Source organism: Tolypothrix campylonemoides VB511288_2 (assembly GCF_045999855.1).
Lineage (GTDB): Bacteria > Cyanobacteriota > Cyanobacteriia > Cyanobacteriales > Nostocaceae > Scytonema > Scytonema bouteillei_A.
In genome coordinates this window covers 454234-468272 of the sequence record NZ_JBFPMW010000001.1, presented here as the reverse complement: position 1 = coordinate 468272, position 14039 = coordinate 454234, and the positions used below count along the sequence as shown (strand labels likewise).

The 14039-nt window shown below is 40.9% G+C and carries 16 protein-coding genes; 8 read left to right on the top strand and 8 right to left on the bottom strand.

The window, feature by feature from the left end; translation table 11 throughout:
• Positions 1-163 precede the first annotated feature (163 nt).
• The gene (locus AB0756_RS02045) at positions 164-922 is read left to right on the top strand and encodes a dienelactone hydrolase family protein (protein ID WP_038082678.1); all 759 of its coding nucleotides are present in this window, start codon (positions 164-166) and stop codon (positions 920-922) included.
• A gap of 131 nt (positions 923-1053) precedes the next feature.
• On the opposite strand, the gene AB0756_RS02040 is transcribed toward AB0756_RS02045, so the two are convergent.
• The 3 genes from AB0756_RS02040 to AB0756_RS02030 form a co-directional block, all read right to left on the bottom strand.
• Complete coding sequence (locus AB0756_RS02040) at positions 1054-1320, bottom strand: hypothetical protein (RefSeq protein ID WP_038082631.1); 267 nt, start codon at positions 1318-1320, stop codon at positions 1054-1056.
• A 368-nt stretch (positions 1321-1688) separates the two neighbouring features.
• Positions 1689-2408 carry a 2-phosphosulfolactate phosphatase gene (locus AB0756_RS02035; protein ID WP_038082632.1) on the bottom strand — a complete coding sequence of 240 codons (720 nt, stop codon included), beginning with the start codon at positions 2406-2408 and terminating at the stop codon, positions 1689-1691.
• 210 nt (positions 2409-2618) lie between these two features.
• Positions 2619-2945 (bottom strand): YdhR family protein, encoded by a 327-nt coding sequence (locus AB0756_RS02030; protein ID WP_038082633.1) that lies wholly within the window; start codon positions 2943-2945, stop codon positions 2619-2621.
• 118 nt (positions 2946-3063) lie between these two features.
• Between AB0756_RS02030 and AB0756_RS02025 the strand changes: the two genes are divergently transcribed.
• Positions 3064-3972, top strand: a complete 909-nt coding sequence (locus AB0756_RS02025) for a LysR family transcriptional regulator (protein ID WP_038082634.1) — start codon at positions 3064-3066, stop codon at positions 3970-3972.
• A gap of 117 nt (positions 3973-4089) precedes the next feature.
• Positions 4090-5115 carry a PheS-related mystery ligase SrmL gene (srmL, locus tag AB0756_RS02020; RefSeq protein ID WP_038082635.1) on the top strand — a complete coding sequence of 342 codons (1026 nt, stop codon included), beginning with the start codon at positions 4090-4092 and terminating at the stop codon, positions 5113-5115.
• A gap of 24 nt (positions 5116-5139) precedes the next feature.
• On the opposite strand, the gene AB0756_RS02015 is transcribed toward srmL, so the two are convergent.
• From AB0756_RS02015 to AB0756_RS02000, 4 genes are all read right to left on the bottom strand, one after another.
• Positions 5140-5847 carry a hypothetical protein gene (locus tag AB0756_RS02015; protein WP_038082636.1) on the bottom strand — a complete coding sequence of 236 codons (708 nt, stop codon included), beginning with the start codon at positions 5845-5847 and terminating at the stop codon, positions 5140-5142.
• Between the two features lie 175 nt (positions 5848-6022).
• Positions 6023-6688: a hypothetical protein gene (locus AB0756_RS02010; RefSeq protein WP_038082637.1), complete on the bottom strand. Its 666-nt coding sequence runs from the start codon at positions 6686-6688 to the stop codon at positions 6023-6025.
• A gap of 225 nt (positions 6689-6913) precedes the next feature.
• On the bottom strand, positions 6914-7198 hold the full coding sequence (locus AB0756_RS02005; RefSeq protein ID WP_050045548.1) for a hypothetical protein: 285 nt from the start codon (positions 7196-7198) through the stop codon (positions 6914-6916).
• Positions 7199-7388: 190 nt separating this feature from the next.
• Complete coding sequence (locus AB0756_RS02000; protein WP_038082639.1) at positions 7389-8657, bottom strand: FGGY-family carbohydrate kinase; 1269 nt, start codon at positions 8655-8657, stop codon at positions 7389-7391.
• A gap of 291 nt (positions 8658-8948) precedes the next feature.
• Here AB0756_RS02000 and psaM point away from each other — a divergent pair, with 291 nt between their 5' ends.
• The 3 genes from psaM (at position 8949) to AB0756_RS01985 (ending at position 10068) form a co-directional block, all read left to right on the top strand.
• Positions 8949-9083: a photosystem I reaction center subunit XII gene (gene psaM, locus AB0756_RS01995; protein ID WP_072040725.1), complete on the top strand. Its 135-nt coding sequence runs from the start codon at positions 8949-8951 to the stop codon at positions 9081-9083.
• A 222-nt stretch (positions 9084-9305) separates the two neighbouring features.
• Entirely contained in the window at positions 9306-9710 is a 405-nt protein-coding gene (locus AB0756_RS01990; protein WP_038082640.1) for a slr1601 family putative cell division protein, read from the top strand.
• 232 nt (positions 9711-9942) lie between these two features.
• Positions 9943-10068 (top strand): hypothetical protein, encoded by a 126-nt coding sequence (locus AB0756_RS01985; RefSeq protein WP_272900112.1) that lies wholly within the window; start codon positions 9943-9945, stop codon positions 10066-10068.
• Between the two features lie 19 nt (positions 10069-10087).
• On the opposite strand, the gene AB0756_RS01980 is transcribed toward AB0756_RS01985, so the two are convergent.
• On the bottom strand, positions 10088-11185 hold the full coding sequence (locus tag AB0756_RS01980; RefSeq protein WP_038082641.1) for a Gfo/Idh/MocA family protein: 1098 nt from the start codon (positions 11183-11185) through the stop codon (positions 10088-10090).
• 709 nt (positions 11186-11894) lie between these two features.
• On the opposite strand from AB0756_RS01980, the gene AB0756_RS01975 reads away from it, so the two are divergent.
• Together AB0756_RS01975 and pstC are read left to right on the top strand one after the other, a co-directional pair.
• Positions 11895-12896 carry a PstS family phosphate ABC transporter substrate-binding protein gene (locus AB0756_RS01975; protein ID WP_038082642.1) on the top strand — a complete coding sequence of 334 codons (1002 nt, stop codon included), beginning with the start codon at positions 11895-11897 and terminating at the stop codon, positions 12894-12896.
• A 210-nt stretch (positions 12897-13106) separates the two neighbouring features.
• Positions 13107-14039: a phosphate ABC transporter permease subunit PstC gene (gene pstC, locus AB0756_RS01970; RefSeq protein WP_038082643.1), complete on the top strand. Its 933-nt coding sequence runs from the start codon at positions 13107-13109 to the stop codon at positions 14037-14039.

Here is a 14039-nt window from a genome sequence, read left to right as displayed (position 1 = left end):
AATAATACATTGTTTTTCTAATTTACTTAGATTTTTTATACAGTGTAACACTTATCTCGTTTTTTATTTGCATAATTCGATAGATTTACCGTAGTATAATGCATGAGATATCTCAAACTCCTCTTCTAATATCAATTGCAAGGAATTGCCTGAAATGACGACTATCACAACTACAGAAATTCGCACCACTCACGTTAGAGTCCCCAACGAGGGTTTACAAATAGACGCCTATCTAGCTGAGCCAACTCGTGAAGGAACATACGCTGCTGTCATTGTGATTCAAGAAATCTTTGGGGTCAACATTCACATTCGAGAAGTGACCGAGCGATTGGCAAAAGAAGGATATGTAGCGATCGCACCCGCTCTTTTCCAACGCGTCGCCCCTGGTTTTGAGGCTGCATATACCCCAGAAGACATTCAGGTCGGGAGAAAGTACAAGGAGCAAACCAAAGCAGACGAATTGATAAGCGATATTCAAGCCACCATCGCTTATTTAAGAACTTTGCCAAATGTTAAGAAAGATGCCATTGGCTCCATAGGTTTCTGCTTTGGCGGTCACGTTGTTTACTTGGCTGCAACACTTCCAGATATCAAAGCTACGGCTTCTTTTTATGGCGGTGGGATCGTAAACTCCACTCCTGGCGGTGGGACTCCAACTATCGCGAGTACTCCTGAGATTAAGAATCCTATATACGCTTTCTTTGGTACTCAAGACAAAGGAATTCCAGTAGAGCATACCGAGCAAATCGAAGCCGAACTTAACAAACACCAAATTCCGCATCAGGTTTTTCGTTATGAAGCAGGACACGGCTTCTTCTGTGATAAGAGAGCTGATTACAACCCCGAAGCCGCAGCCGATGCTTGGACACACGTTCTTGATCTGTTCCAAAAAAACCTTCGGAAAGCTCAATCTGTCAGTTGAGTTAAAAGGTTAATTTACCGAAGAAAGGCAGATGGCGCAAGGCAGAAAGCATTTAGGCTAAGTTCTCTAGTAGAATTTAGCTAACAGTTCCTCACTCTCTTTCTCGATCGCCAGTTACCGCTCGCCGCTCGTTACTTATGAAGAAGAGGGTTGCACTTTTCCTCAGTTCCACCTTCTGACAGACACTCGCTATATTTGAGGTATTGCTCCACTTTGGGATTCGTTTTGTTTTGCTGTTCTACCTGCACCCGTTTTGCCCCACTTTGGTCAACAAAATTGTTCCTGTATACCAAGTAACAAATAGATAGAGAGCCTGCTATGACTCCTGCGGTAACTACCGTTAAGCCCAGTCTGTTCCAGAATTTGTTTGGGTTGCTGTATTTTGGGTCAACTTTCATATTTCAGGTACAGATACTTACGCAGTTAATTTTTACACTATCTTGGACTGCCAAATTTAAAGAGTATGTAAAGCCTTCTTTTGTTAATTGAAAGTTGAGATTTAGTAGTTAGTAGTTAGTAGCTAAGAACGCCTCATTCTTAAGTAAGATTTTTGCGATCGTATTTTTACAGAAATTTAATTTTACTGAGATATCTTGAGATTTCGTTTTAAGAAATATTACGCAGACAGCCTAAATCATGATGAAAATTTTTAAATACCTTAGGTAGGGATAAAGCCGCCCCAGAAGCTAACAGAGAGGGTGTTTTTCATCCTCTCTATAAAGAGAAAGAACTTGATAGGGCTGTAGCAAAAACAGACGAGCCAATTCTAAGCATTTACATTTACATAAGCATTTTCAGCAAGCAAAGGTACACAGTTGCTAACATTTAATTCTGCTGCTAACTCAACGTCCAACTCAAATCCTTTTTCAATTAATTCCTTTCCAGAACTGCATTTTTTCAAATACGATCGCAAATCGTGCTGAAATTTTTGAAATGTGACTACAGCAGTTTCTGCTTCCGGTGATAAACTCCCTGCTAACGCGCTTAGAATTGCTCCAGCACCAATCAAATCTTCAAATGCTGGTCGCAGTGTCCCATCATCCCACTTTTCACCTGCGGGAATTATTGCAATCCGGCGTCCATAGCTTTGAGCAAATTGGGCTACAGCTTTAAAGTTTCGCAAGGAACCGGCTATGGTGGGAGTCTTCCCAGTCAGCAATGTTAGAGAAGAACCGTTGGGAGACGGTACAACTAATTTAGTTCCTGTAGGAATTTGCATTAAAGATGCAGGAGAAAGCGAATAACCTTCTTTGGCTAAACGACCTTTTGACAATTCTGCTTGTACAGACCGTGCATAATCAACTGCAGAATCATCTCTCCATTGGTATGGATAAATAATTGCACCATTGTTGGTGGCGATTTCTACAGAGGTTGAAAATGAGAGGATATCGACTATAACAATAACATCACTGATGGGAGCTAGTTGAGACACTCCTTTTGCGCCCCACTCAGAGCGTAAGTCAAATTCCGCTTGGTCGTAAATCATAAATTACGGTAAATTTATAGAATAACAGTAGTATTTTAACTCAACAACTGTTTTCTGAGTCCGCTTTTAAAAGCAGATACAACTTCCGATAACAGGTAGCGTGCTGGTGATTTCGCCGCACAAGCGTCAATTACACCTTTGCTCGAATCTCATCTCAGTCACTTTAGTATGGAGAGTGGTTCAAAAACAGCAAGTCTGTGAGTTGGATAGTTATTGAAAGTCTTCTAAATAGAAAGGGGAACTCATACCTATACTGGCTTCTTTAGTAATATCACCATCAAAAATTTTTACAGTCAAATTTCCATTAACTTGTTTTGCAAATGGAATTAACAAGCTATTGATGTAATTTTGTGCATTTTCGATAGAGTCAAATTCATAAAACCCACCAACAGTGTTAGTGTTTATACCACTTAACCAAGTTTTTGATTTTAATCCGGGAAATTTTTTCATTTCTATATTAGTGTGACCCCAGTCAATGTCAGTGAAGGGAATAGAGACTTGATACTCGGCGTATATAAATACTTTATTTACAGACATTTGTGGCCTTTCTTTTTTTTTGGTAATTTATTTTTTATACCTTATCGTAAATAACGAATGGTTTACGCATCACAAGGGTATTATTACAGAGTTTCTGAGAACTCCGTTAGTCAAAAATATGGAACTGCGACACCTCCGTTACTTTATTGCTGTCGCTGAGGATCTGCACTTCAGTCGGGCGGCTGAGCGATTGCATATAGCCCAACCGCCTCTGAGCCAGCAAATTCAGCAGTTGGAAGCAGAATTGGGAGTTGAATTGTTCCATCGCAAAACTAAGCGACAGGTGCAACTGACGGAAGCGGGAAGGGTATTTTTACAGGAAGCCTATCAACTGTTGGCGCACTTGGAGAGCACAGTTCAGATTACTCAACGCACGGGGCGGGGAGAGATAGGACAGTTGCGAGTAGGGTTTATCAGTCCTGCAATCTACAGTGTATTGCCTGTTATATTACAGGAATTTCGGCAACAGTTTCCAGATGTGGAATTGGTATTGCAGGAGTTAACAACTACCGAACAGGAACAAGCACTTCGCGATCGCCGCATTCACGTTGGTTTTGTGTATCCACCTTTGGAAGATACCGAGCTGAGTTACCTGTGCATTCAGCAAGAAACACTCATTGCAGCATTATACCAAACCCATCCTTTAGCACAACAAGAACCTATTGCAGTGCAATCTCTTGCAAATGAACCGTTTATTTTATTCCCCCGTCACTTAGGAATAGGGCTATACGATAAAATTATGGCTCTGTGTCAGCAAGGAAATTTCACCCCAAAGATTGCACAACAAGCAATTCAGATGCAGACAATTATCGGACTTGTGGCTGCAGGTATGGGAGTTGCAATTGTGCCATCTTCTTTGCAGAATCTTCAACGCACGGGTTTAGTTTATCAGGCGATCGCACATCCGACACCTCCAATCGAAACTGCGATCGTGTGGAATGAGAAGGAAGAAACACCAGTTTTGCAGCAATTTCTTAATGTTGTGAGCCAACTGAGCAAAACAAATTCTGATTTTCCGAAATTGTAAATGCAAAATTGTAGAAAATACTAACTGATATATTGTGCTACTATTATATGTAGTTCAATTGTAATACAACAACAAAGAGAGGCAAAAAATGAACTATCGGGACTTTTAAAGCCGGACTTGACGAACCCAGCAAATGGCATTCACGCCATAAATCTTATCGTCTATAAAATAGCTGAGGCTCTTCAAGCGTCCGGATATCCAGAACCAACAATTTGGCGTTCTTCACCCATCACCACAGTTGCTAATAACTTCGACAAACTTTATTTCCCTTCAGATAGTTTGTCGCGATCGCCAAAATACACGCGCTACCTAAACGACGGTAGACTCCTAAGAACTCACACCACTACAATCGTGCCAGAGTTACTCCCGAAATTACAGGGAGAACAGCTGATCCTCCATCCCGGTATTTGTTACCGTCGGGATGTCGTAGATAAACGTCATGTAGGTGAACCGCACCAAATGGACGTGTGGTTGACAAGCGAACATCAAGCTTTGGGTAGAGACGCTTTAATCAAATTTGTTCAAATCATTCTCCATGCAGTTCTTCCTGGGGTATCTTACCGTCTCAACGAAACCTCACATCCATACACTTATCATGGATTGGAAATAGAGGTTTTAGTCAATGGCAAATGGGTTGAAGTAGGAGAGTGTGGCGAAGCTCATCCCGGTTTACTAAAACCAGGATATACAGGCTTAGCATCAGGTTGGGGATTAGACCGATTGGTAATGCTTGTGAAGGGAATGGATGATATTCGCTTGCTGCGAAGCACCAATCCTAAAATTGCAGAGCAGATGACCAACCTAGAACTTTACCATCAGGTATCCAATCAACCCAGCATCTACAGGGATATGTCCATTGTGACCGGGCTTGATGTCGAGTTAGAAGATATTTGCGAACAAATAGTAGAAACGTTAGGAGATGACGTAGAACTTTTAGAGTCCGTAGATATTTTAAGCGAAACTCACTATCACCAACTTCCACCACAAGCAATTCAACGTTTGGGTATTCAACCCCATCAAAAGAATTTGCTCGTGCGAATGACTCTCCAAAGCCTCCGCACTTCCATCACAAATCAAAAAGCTAATATGTTGCGGGAATTAGTTTACCAGAAAATTCATCAGGGTTTGCCAGCGATCGCATGAGGTTCGTAGTAGTGCTTTAGCGCATTAAGTTCCTTCTTGGACGATTTCATACCAAAAGGACAGATCTTTAACATGATGCGTTCCTTCTTGTGGATGACGTCCAATTCCAAAACCATCTTTATGCTGCAACCAAGAGGTACGATAAAGACCTATGGTATCACCAGTGACTTTCCTTAAGACTTGATAAGTAAAATTGCCCAGCACCGAGGCTGCAGACATAGCTGCAGTCACCGTGCTAACTTGTGGTGCAGCAACAGCTAACCCAAGCAAACTTCCTAAAGATCCTTGAATATCTGGTGACTGCAACTGCTTGTTAAGTAATGTTGCTAAGTCCTCTGATTCACCGCGATCGCGAGATACTGTAATAAAAATATCTAAGAAGTATAGAGCCTTACCATAAAATATCAGTAGACCATTTTCTCCTGTTGGCAAGCGATCGCGACTTTTAACACCAGGAAAACGAAACGTTTGTGGCATGTAAATGCTTGATGTGTCCCCTGCGATGGCGTGACCGTGAACCACCAATGCATCGAGTCGCATATCTGCATCTCCAAACCACTTTTTCGTATCCCATATCACAACGTCCTGCAATCTTACAGCCAAATTTGGAGCCTCTGGTTGACTGGTAACATCTCGACTCCGTGGGCTAGAATTCAGTTGGCTTTCGAGTTCTTCAAAAGATGAAAGGTCGGGCGTAACAGCCTCATCAATCAACCATTCCTGTTGACTCATAAGTGGCTCCTAAAAATAAGAATAAATATACTTGACACTTAGTTAACAGTAAAACATTATCATTGAAGAAACTAGGAGTATGTAACCAGTCAATAAAAATTTAGATTGTTTTAACCTTTACTTTGTAACGTTGGAACAAGCATAGAACGCAAAAAATTTTCTGTGAAAAGATTATTTAAAAATAAATATTAGAAAGTGTAGCGCTCAATTCGTTGATGATTTTAAGCGATCGCTCACCGTCTAAAATCTCTCTTTCATATGTGTAGTCGTTGCTGTGGTTAACATCTCCAACAATACAAGGAATATCGCTGTTCTGGTCAGTCATGAGTACAAGAGTTGCACATAACATATTTTCTCCAGCATCAACAGAATGATACTCCCCAGGCTTTACAAAATAACTTTGACCGGCGTGATACGTTTTGCTTTTTAATAATTTACAAGAAACTCTCACACCCGTGGATTCAAGTGTAGAAGAATTATTGTTGATATACTTTGCTTGATACAACTCGCGATCGCCATTACGATTCTGTTGAACTTCATAGATATTGTTGGTGACGCTTCCACACAAAATCCTGCTATATAATGTCCAAGAATGGAAATGTATTGGCCAATCAGGGACTTGCTTCGGACGCATATTTGAGAGCCATATATGAAGCCGGACAATATCGGTAGACGTAGGGGGATTTAGATATATGATTGAGAAACCAAATGGACTCCACACACTGGATAAGCAGTTTTTCTTTGCCCCATCTATTAACAATTCATATAAAATTTTGATAGCCTCAATATGAGGAGTGTTTGCCTTCAAAGCCTTCAATAGATTTTCCCTATAGTCAAACATAGAATCTTTTGTAGTACAAATTTTCTTTTAAGAGCATAAGAGTAGCAGCCAAAACCAAATGGTGTTGATGCACGTGTTATTACTTATAAAATAGCTTAAAGCAAGCTGCTAACGCGTCGGTACCAGTATTTTCCCAAATATTACAAAGGTTACACGTTCATTCTCTATCTCCTGAAAATCATCAAACACTTTCTCTCTTCTCTATATTACTTATTGTATTAAGTATTAATCTTCAATATCCACAAGTGCTTCATCTAAAAGCATTTTAACGATTTCAGCTTTCTTCCTGCCATTCTTTGCAGTAAAGATTGACAGCTTTCTTTGTTGATTTTCAGCAAGGTCTGCGGTTAGTCCAACAGTTGGTTCTTTAGGTGCTACTTTGAATTTTTCAGACACAGTTTTATTCTTGTCCTCAGTTAAATTTTTGGATGTTGGTTTTTTGTGAGGAGTAGGGGATAGTAACGGTTCATCAAAGACAGCGCCTTTGACTAGCTCCTTATTGTCGTGCAAAGGTTTTTTACGTATTTTAACAATTCTATAATTTTCTGAAAAACTCGGTCGAATTTAATTAAGCTGTCGTGCATAGAATTTGCAGATTCTCACACTTGGGAAAAATGGAAAAAATTAGTCATACCCTCCCCCCTTCTCCCTTTGTGTCAAGAAAATTCGAGGGAGCACAGCTGAGCAGTATTCAGATGCGTCAAGGCTTCCCAAATGATGAAATCCCCCGCATTGCCAACAGAGCTGTTCCAAAAGCCGCTTCTGCATTCACAGAACACTCAACGGGTACCTGCAAAAGACGCCCCCGAATGATTCTCCAAACACGATTACCCGCACCACCTCCAGCCGTGTAAACACGAGTTAACTTATCAGCCCCTAAATCCTGCAACAACTCATATCCCCGTGCTTCTATCCGAGCAATGCTTTCTAACAACCCATGCAAAAATTCCACCTGGGTATCCGGACGCGGTTCCAATCGTGGAGACAAATTTGGATCGTTCATGGGAAATCTCTCCCCTGGCTTTAATAACGGGTAGTAATCCAACTGACTTGCTTTCAACCCATCAATTTCTTGGCTGAGGCTTTCTAACTCCTCAGTTGTAAAAAATTGCTTGAGGACTGCACCCCCAGTGTTAGAAGCACCTCCGGTCAACCACAAATCCCCCAAGCGGTGGCTGTAAATTCCGTATCTTGCATCATCTACACGAGTCCGGCTTAACAGCTTAAGTACCAGTGTCGATCCTAGAGATGTCACTGCTTCACCAGGGAGTGTTGCATCACTGGCAAGAAAAGCTGCAATACTATCAGTTGTACCCGCACAAACCAAGCAATCGCGACGAAAACCCAACTTATCCGCAATGTCAGCACGTAGTTCTACAATGGGTGTACCGGGAGCGATGACTTTTGGCAGGCGAACTGGAATTTGCAATTGTTTGAGCCAATCGGGATATTCTAACTTTTCTACGTCATAACCCAACTTTAGTGCATTGTGGTAATCGCTAATACCTAATTGCCCGTGTAAAAGAAATGCCAGCCAGTCTGCTTGGTGCAGGAAGTACGTTGCTTCCGTAAAAGATGGCAATTGTGACATCCATAAAAGTTTGGTAAGGCTGGAAGTCGCACTTAAAACTGTATGATTGGGAGGAGCTACCGCTTTTAACTCGTTCATCACCACAGATCCTCGTGCATCGTTGTACAACAAAGGTGTATCCACTGGTTGACCCTCGCTGTCACACAACAAAACTGTCGAAGATGTACCATTAATTGCGATCGCTCTAACTTCTTGCCTTAACTCCCTTGGAATTCCCTCAAGCAAGGTGAATAAAGCGTTTTTCCAGTCGTGTGCTAAGTCAAAGGCTTTTAACATATCGAAGGGATAGCGTCCCTCAAACTGGGTACAAGTTTCTTTGTCAATGACTGTAGCCCTTGCACCTGATGTCCCGAAGTCTATGCCCAAATACAAGCTCATAAGTTATACCATTTTGAATTTTAGATGAGTGGATGCGTGGATTGAAAAAGTTTTATTTGGGCTTAATCTCGCCCAACTATCGGTCGTCTTCCCAATTAATTAATAAATTTTATGAACATTACTTGACTTTTGTGAGTTTTATAGGTGAATTTTTGACGTAGAGACGTGTCATTGCACGTCTCTACAACTGTTTATGTTGCATCTTGTAACAACCTATTCCCCAATCTTCGCAAAACAGGGAAAAGTAGTAAACGAACTGTTCAAAATCGTTGAGATTGTGAGGTTTAAACCATGTCGATAGCAAATCTGCTCTATCTGGCAGAAATTACTAGTATTTCAGACACTCAAGTGTACATCGCTCTTGTTGTCGCGCTTATCCCAGGTGTTCTAGCTTGGCGTTTAGCAACATCACTTTATAATTCGTAACCTTCTTCTAGAAGGTTATTAACCTGGCTTTACAAGTACGGTTTTTAGGCACTTGCGGCTTGGTGTCATCACAACTGAAAACTGTATCTGTAAAGCCAGGATTTTTTACCAGAATCTCAGTGTACCAAGTTGAAAAAATGAAGTAATATGACAGCACATAAAATCGCAATAAGTGCAGCTGCGCTTTTTGTGGTGTAGGTTTCCGATTATCTTTTTACTACCATGAATGCTTTTCAACCGTCTAGACCACCGCTGCAACCAATAGAAAAGCGCCGAGTTACTCCTCGCCCAAAACGGCGTCTTCGCCAACGCTCTTATCAAGTGCTAGCTTTGGAAACGACAGTAAAGATAGGGGTTAATATTGTCATCTCAGCAGCAGCGATTTCCGCCTTAATTCAGCTTTTACCCTATCACTGGTCGCAGCAAGAAAAGCTAAGAGCTATCCGCGTTGATGTCAAGCAGCTCGAAGGACGGGTTTATGATTTGCAGGCTGAATTTAGTCGGAACTTTGACCCACGTCAAAGTAAAACGATTATGCAAGAACAGGGTTTCCGATTTGACCCGTCTCAACGTCAGGTTGTATTCCCCAAAAACTACACAGAAGTGGAACAATCAGAAACAGATTAATTGGTAATTGAAAATTTTTTCAGACTAAAATATAAATAAAAAACCCCGATGTTATCGGGGTCTACGGTGCTTTAATCTATGCAGCGTATTCCAGTGTTGTTTGTATTTTGATTTGTGTAACAACCTTTCACACCATCCTAAGGAAATAAATCAAATTATGCGATCGTCTATACATAAATTTACATAATTTAGCCCCATACAAAAACCCCGAATCTTTCGGGGTTATCGGTGTTTGCCAAAACAGGTTTCCTGTGACAGGTACATTGTCCTTAAAGAAGTGGCGATCGCACCCCCTCCAAAAGATATAAAATCACATCTACGATTGGGTATAGAACGATCGGCTCTCGGCGATCGCTAACCAATAACCCCGTGAACAATTACTTATTTAAAAATTCTTCTAAAGAAGGGACATCGACCCAAGTTGACCTAGTATTTGATTCTTGTGATATGTCCATCAATAATTGAGAATAAATACCTTCTTTCAAAGACGGAACTGTTTGCTGCTTGCGTTCAATTCCCCGAACCCATTGGTCTACAACTCTCACAAACGCAGAAATTCGACCATCAGCAAAGTTTTTTGGAAATAACAACCGATTGGGTATTTCTACTTCAGACAAAGGTTTACCGGGACTCGAAGCCCAAACGTGAAATCCGTGGATGTAGTCCTTTTGATTTTCACTCCCCAACACTAAACTACCGCGCTCTCCATAAACTTCTACCCAATGGGTGCGGTGTGCGTGTACTACAGCACTAATGGAGACTTGACAAGGAGTTCCATCTGCTAATTCCAGGGTCAGCATACAGGTATCATCTGTTTCCACTGGCTTGAATTCTCCCGTCTTGGAGTCTGGTCTTTGAGCAATGGCGGTACTGAAATGAGCGTTCAATCTGCGTACAGGACCAAACAACCAGTGAATGTAATCAAAAGTATGGGAACCCAAAGAACCTAATGCACCCCCTCCTTGGTCTTTACGAGAGTACCAATTCCAGGGACGTGTTGCATCCGCACGAGAAGAACCCAACCAATCAATTTTAATGAAACGCTTGGAACCAACTAAATCTTGAGACAAGAGTTCGGAAAACAATTGCCAACCCGGTACAAAACGAAATTCAAAATCTACAGAAGCAATAACGCTCTTTTGTTTGGCTAACTCATACAGTTCTTGAGCCTCAGCTGCATTCATGGTGACGGGTTTTTCTAATAGTAGGTGTTTCCCGGATTGCAGCACAATTTTTGCCATTTCATAATGTAAAAATGGCGGTGTGGAAATACTGACGGCTTGTACTTCAGGTAATCGAACAATGTCTTCTACCGCATTGCAGGCATGGGGAATATTGTAAGATTGTGCGATCGCTTTTGCTTTATCTAAATCTCGATTGTAGACAGCAACTACTTCTGTGTGAGGATGAGCTTTCAATCCAGGTATGTGAACTTTTTGCCCAAATCCCGTGCCAACAACTGCAACGCCAATCACTGCTCAATTATTTCCTTATTGTACAATCTAAAATCCCTGCTAGTATAGCATCTCCGAGCGAGGAGAAAGTATTAAATATTCAATCGTACTAATGTTTGTTTTCACTTAATAAGTTGGAATGTAAACTTATAAAAACAGTATAAACTTACTAAGTCATTGGGTGCTATAGCAATCCTAAATCATTTGTCAAATTTCTCTTTTCTTCGTGCTCTTTGCGTCTTTGTAGTTCATAATTTTATAAATTAAATAGGACTGCTATATATACTTAAAAAGATTCTTACAAGCTCTAATGTATAAAGTGTGACAGTGCAGCTATAACTGAGTGACCGTCTTTTGCGCTGTCTTACTGGAGCTTGTTTACCATTTAAAACGCAATTTGTCAATAAATATTATGTCAAAAAGTAATGATAAAACAGTATTGCGTACTGTTAAATTTATACTTTTTTCAATACAATTAATGGAAACTATACGGTAAACTTATGTAAATACCGTAATTTAATGATATGAGAACTTGTGAAGGGGCTATTTTCTAAACAAAGTTACCACTTATAAAATAAAAGTCGCCATTTTTACGTTCGAGTATTAAAACGTGAGATGAAATCTGTGTTGAGAATTCAATTCTAAAATGATTCGGTTGCGATCGCTGCACCTGCTCACATCCTCCTGTAGGTGTTGTATACATAGCAAAAAGTAGTTGACCCAAGTGAGAATGTCATCTTGTATTCCATTAAAACATCAAGTTTTACCAAACTTACTCATATTGCTTGCCTTAAGCATGACTGCTTGTAGTGGTGCTCGAGAGAAGGAAAAGCAGGTCAGTATTGATGGTGGATCTGTCGGCTATCCTCTCCATCAGGCTGTTGCAGAGGAATTCAAAAAGGTCAAAGCAGATGCTCAGATCAGTGTCGCTTCTAGCGGTACTGGTGGGGGTATAAGTAAGTTCTGTTCCGGTCAAATAGATATCGCTGGTGCTTCACGTTCCATTAAAAAAGAAGAAATTGAAGCTTGTCGTAAGAAAAGGATTGAATTTGTCGAATTACCTGTAGCGCTTGATGGAATAGCTGTCATAGCAAACCACAACAATACATTTTTGAAATGTTTGTCTATCCAAGAACTTAGCAAGATTTGGAGTCCTAAATCAACGAATAAGGTTACCCGATGGAATCAAGTAAACTCAAAATTTCCCAATCGCGCCATGAAGCTTTACGCACCCGCTTCCGATACAGGAACGTTTGACTATTTTACACAAGCCATCAATAAGAAGGCTAAAGTCAGCCGCACAGACTACACTCCGAGCCACAACCAAAACGTACTAGTTCAGGGGATCGCGGGGGATGAGACAGCACTGGGATATGTTGGGATTTCATACTATCTATCAAATCAAGATAAGCTGCATTTAGTAGCCGTACAAAATTTAGAAGGACATTGTGAAACACCCAATCCTCCCTCAAAAGTTGCTAACAACACATACACACCTTTGTCACGTCCTCTTTTTATCTATGTCAACAAGAAAGCTCTAGACAGCAAACCATCTGTCAGAGATTTTGTAAGTTTTTATTTAGACAATTCTAAAAAATGGGTTCGTGAATCAGGCTACGTTGAACTTACCGATGAAGCATATGCCAAGACAAAACAGAGGTTTCTTGTTGAGAAAACGGGGTCTAATTTTAAAGATGCAAAACCAGGTCAGCCTATTACAAAGTATCTTTAATTGGCTAATGGAAGACTGGTGAGACCAGCCCTGTAGGCGGTGAGACCAGTGCTGTAGGCGGTGAGACCAGTGCTGTAGGCGGGTTTCCCGCGCCCTGGCAACTGGCGAACCCGAAGGGGTTTCCCACACTCTGGAACTGGCGAACAAAGGAGGGCTAATGAAAACGTACCAATTAGCCATTAACAACTAACAACTAACAACTAACAAACTATGCGGGGCGCAAATTATTTGAATGACGGTTACGATCGCTCAATTGAAAAACAAGCAACTGACGACATTCAAGAAAAAATTATTGCAACAATTTTATTTTGTTGCGGATTAGTCTCAATTCTTACGACTGTAGGGATTGTCGTCATTATCTTTCAAGTAGCGTTTGAATTTTTCCAAGAAGTCTCCTTAGCTAAGTTTTTCTTAGATACGCAATGGACACCGCTATTTGCAGATAGACATTTTGGGGTGTGGCCATTAATTAATGGAACTTTACTCACTACGGTGATTGCAATGGCTGTTGCAATTCCGTTGGGTTTATCTTCTGCTATTTATTTGAGTGAATATGCTCAACCAAAAGTAGCAGCCATTTTACGTCCTGCGGTAGAACTGCTAGCAGGGGTACCTACAGTAGTGTATGGTTATTTTGCTCTGCTATTTGTGACTCCCTTTTTACGAAGTTTTCTCCCATTAGAAATCTTTAATGCCTTAAGTGCCGGTTTAATGATGGGAGTCATGATTACCCCTACCGTTGGTTCTATTAGTTTAGATGCCATACAAGCTGTTCCTGGTGCTTTGCGAGAAGGTGCATATGCATTGGGACTAACAAAACTCGAATCCATATTCAGAATTCTCCTACCTGCTGCTCTTTCGGGGATTACCGCTTCAATTATTCTGGGAATTTCTCGCGCTGTAGGTGAAACAATGACTGTTGTGATTGCTGCAGGACAACAACCAAAATTAACTGTTAACCTCTTTGAGTCAGTAGAAACTATGACAGCTTACATGGCTCAAATTTCTGGAGGAGACAGTCCTCGTGGCAGTTTGAATTACAAGACTTTATACGCTGTTGGAGCCGTTTTGTTTTTGATAACGCTGGCTCTAAATATTGCAAGTAACTGGATTACAAAACGCTTTAAGGAGAAATACGATTAA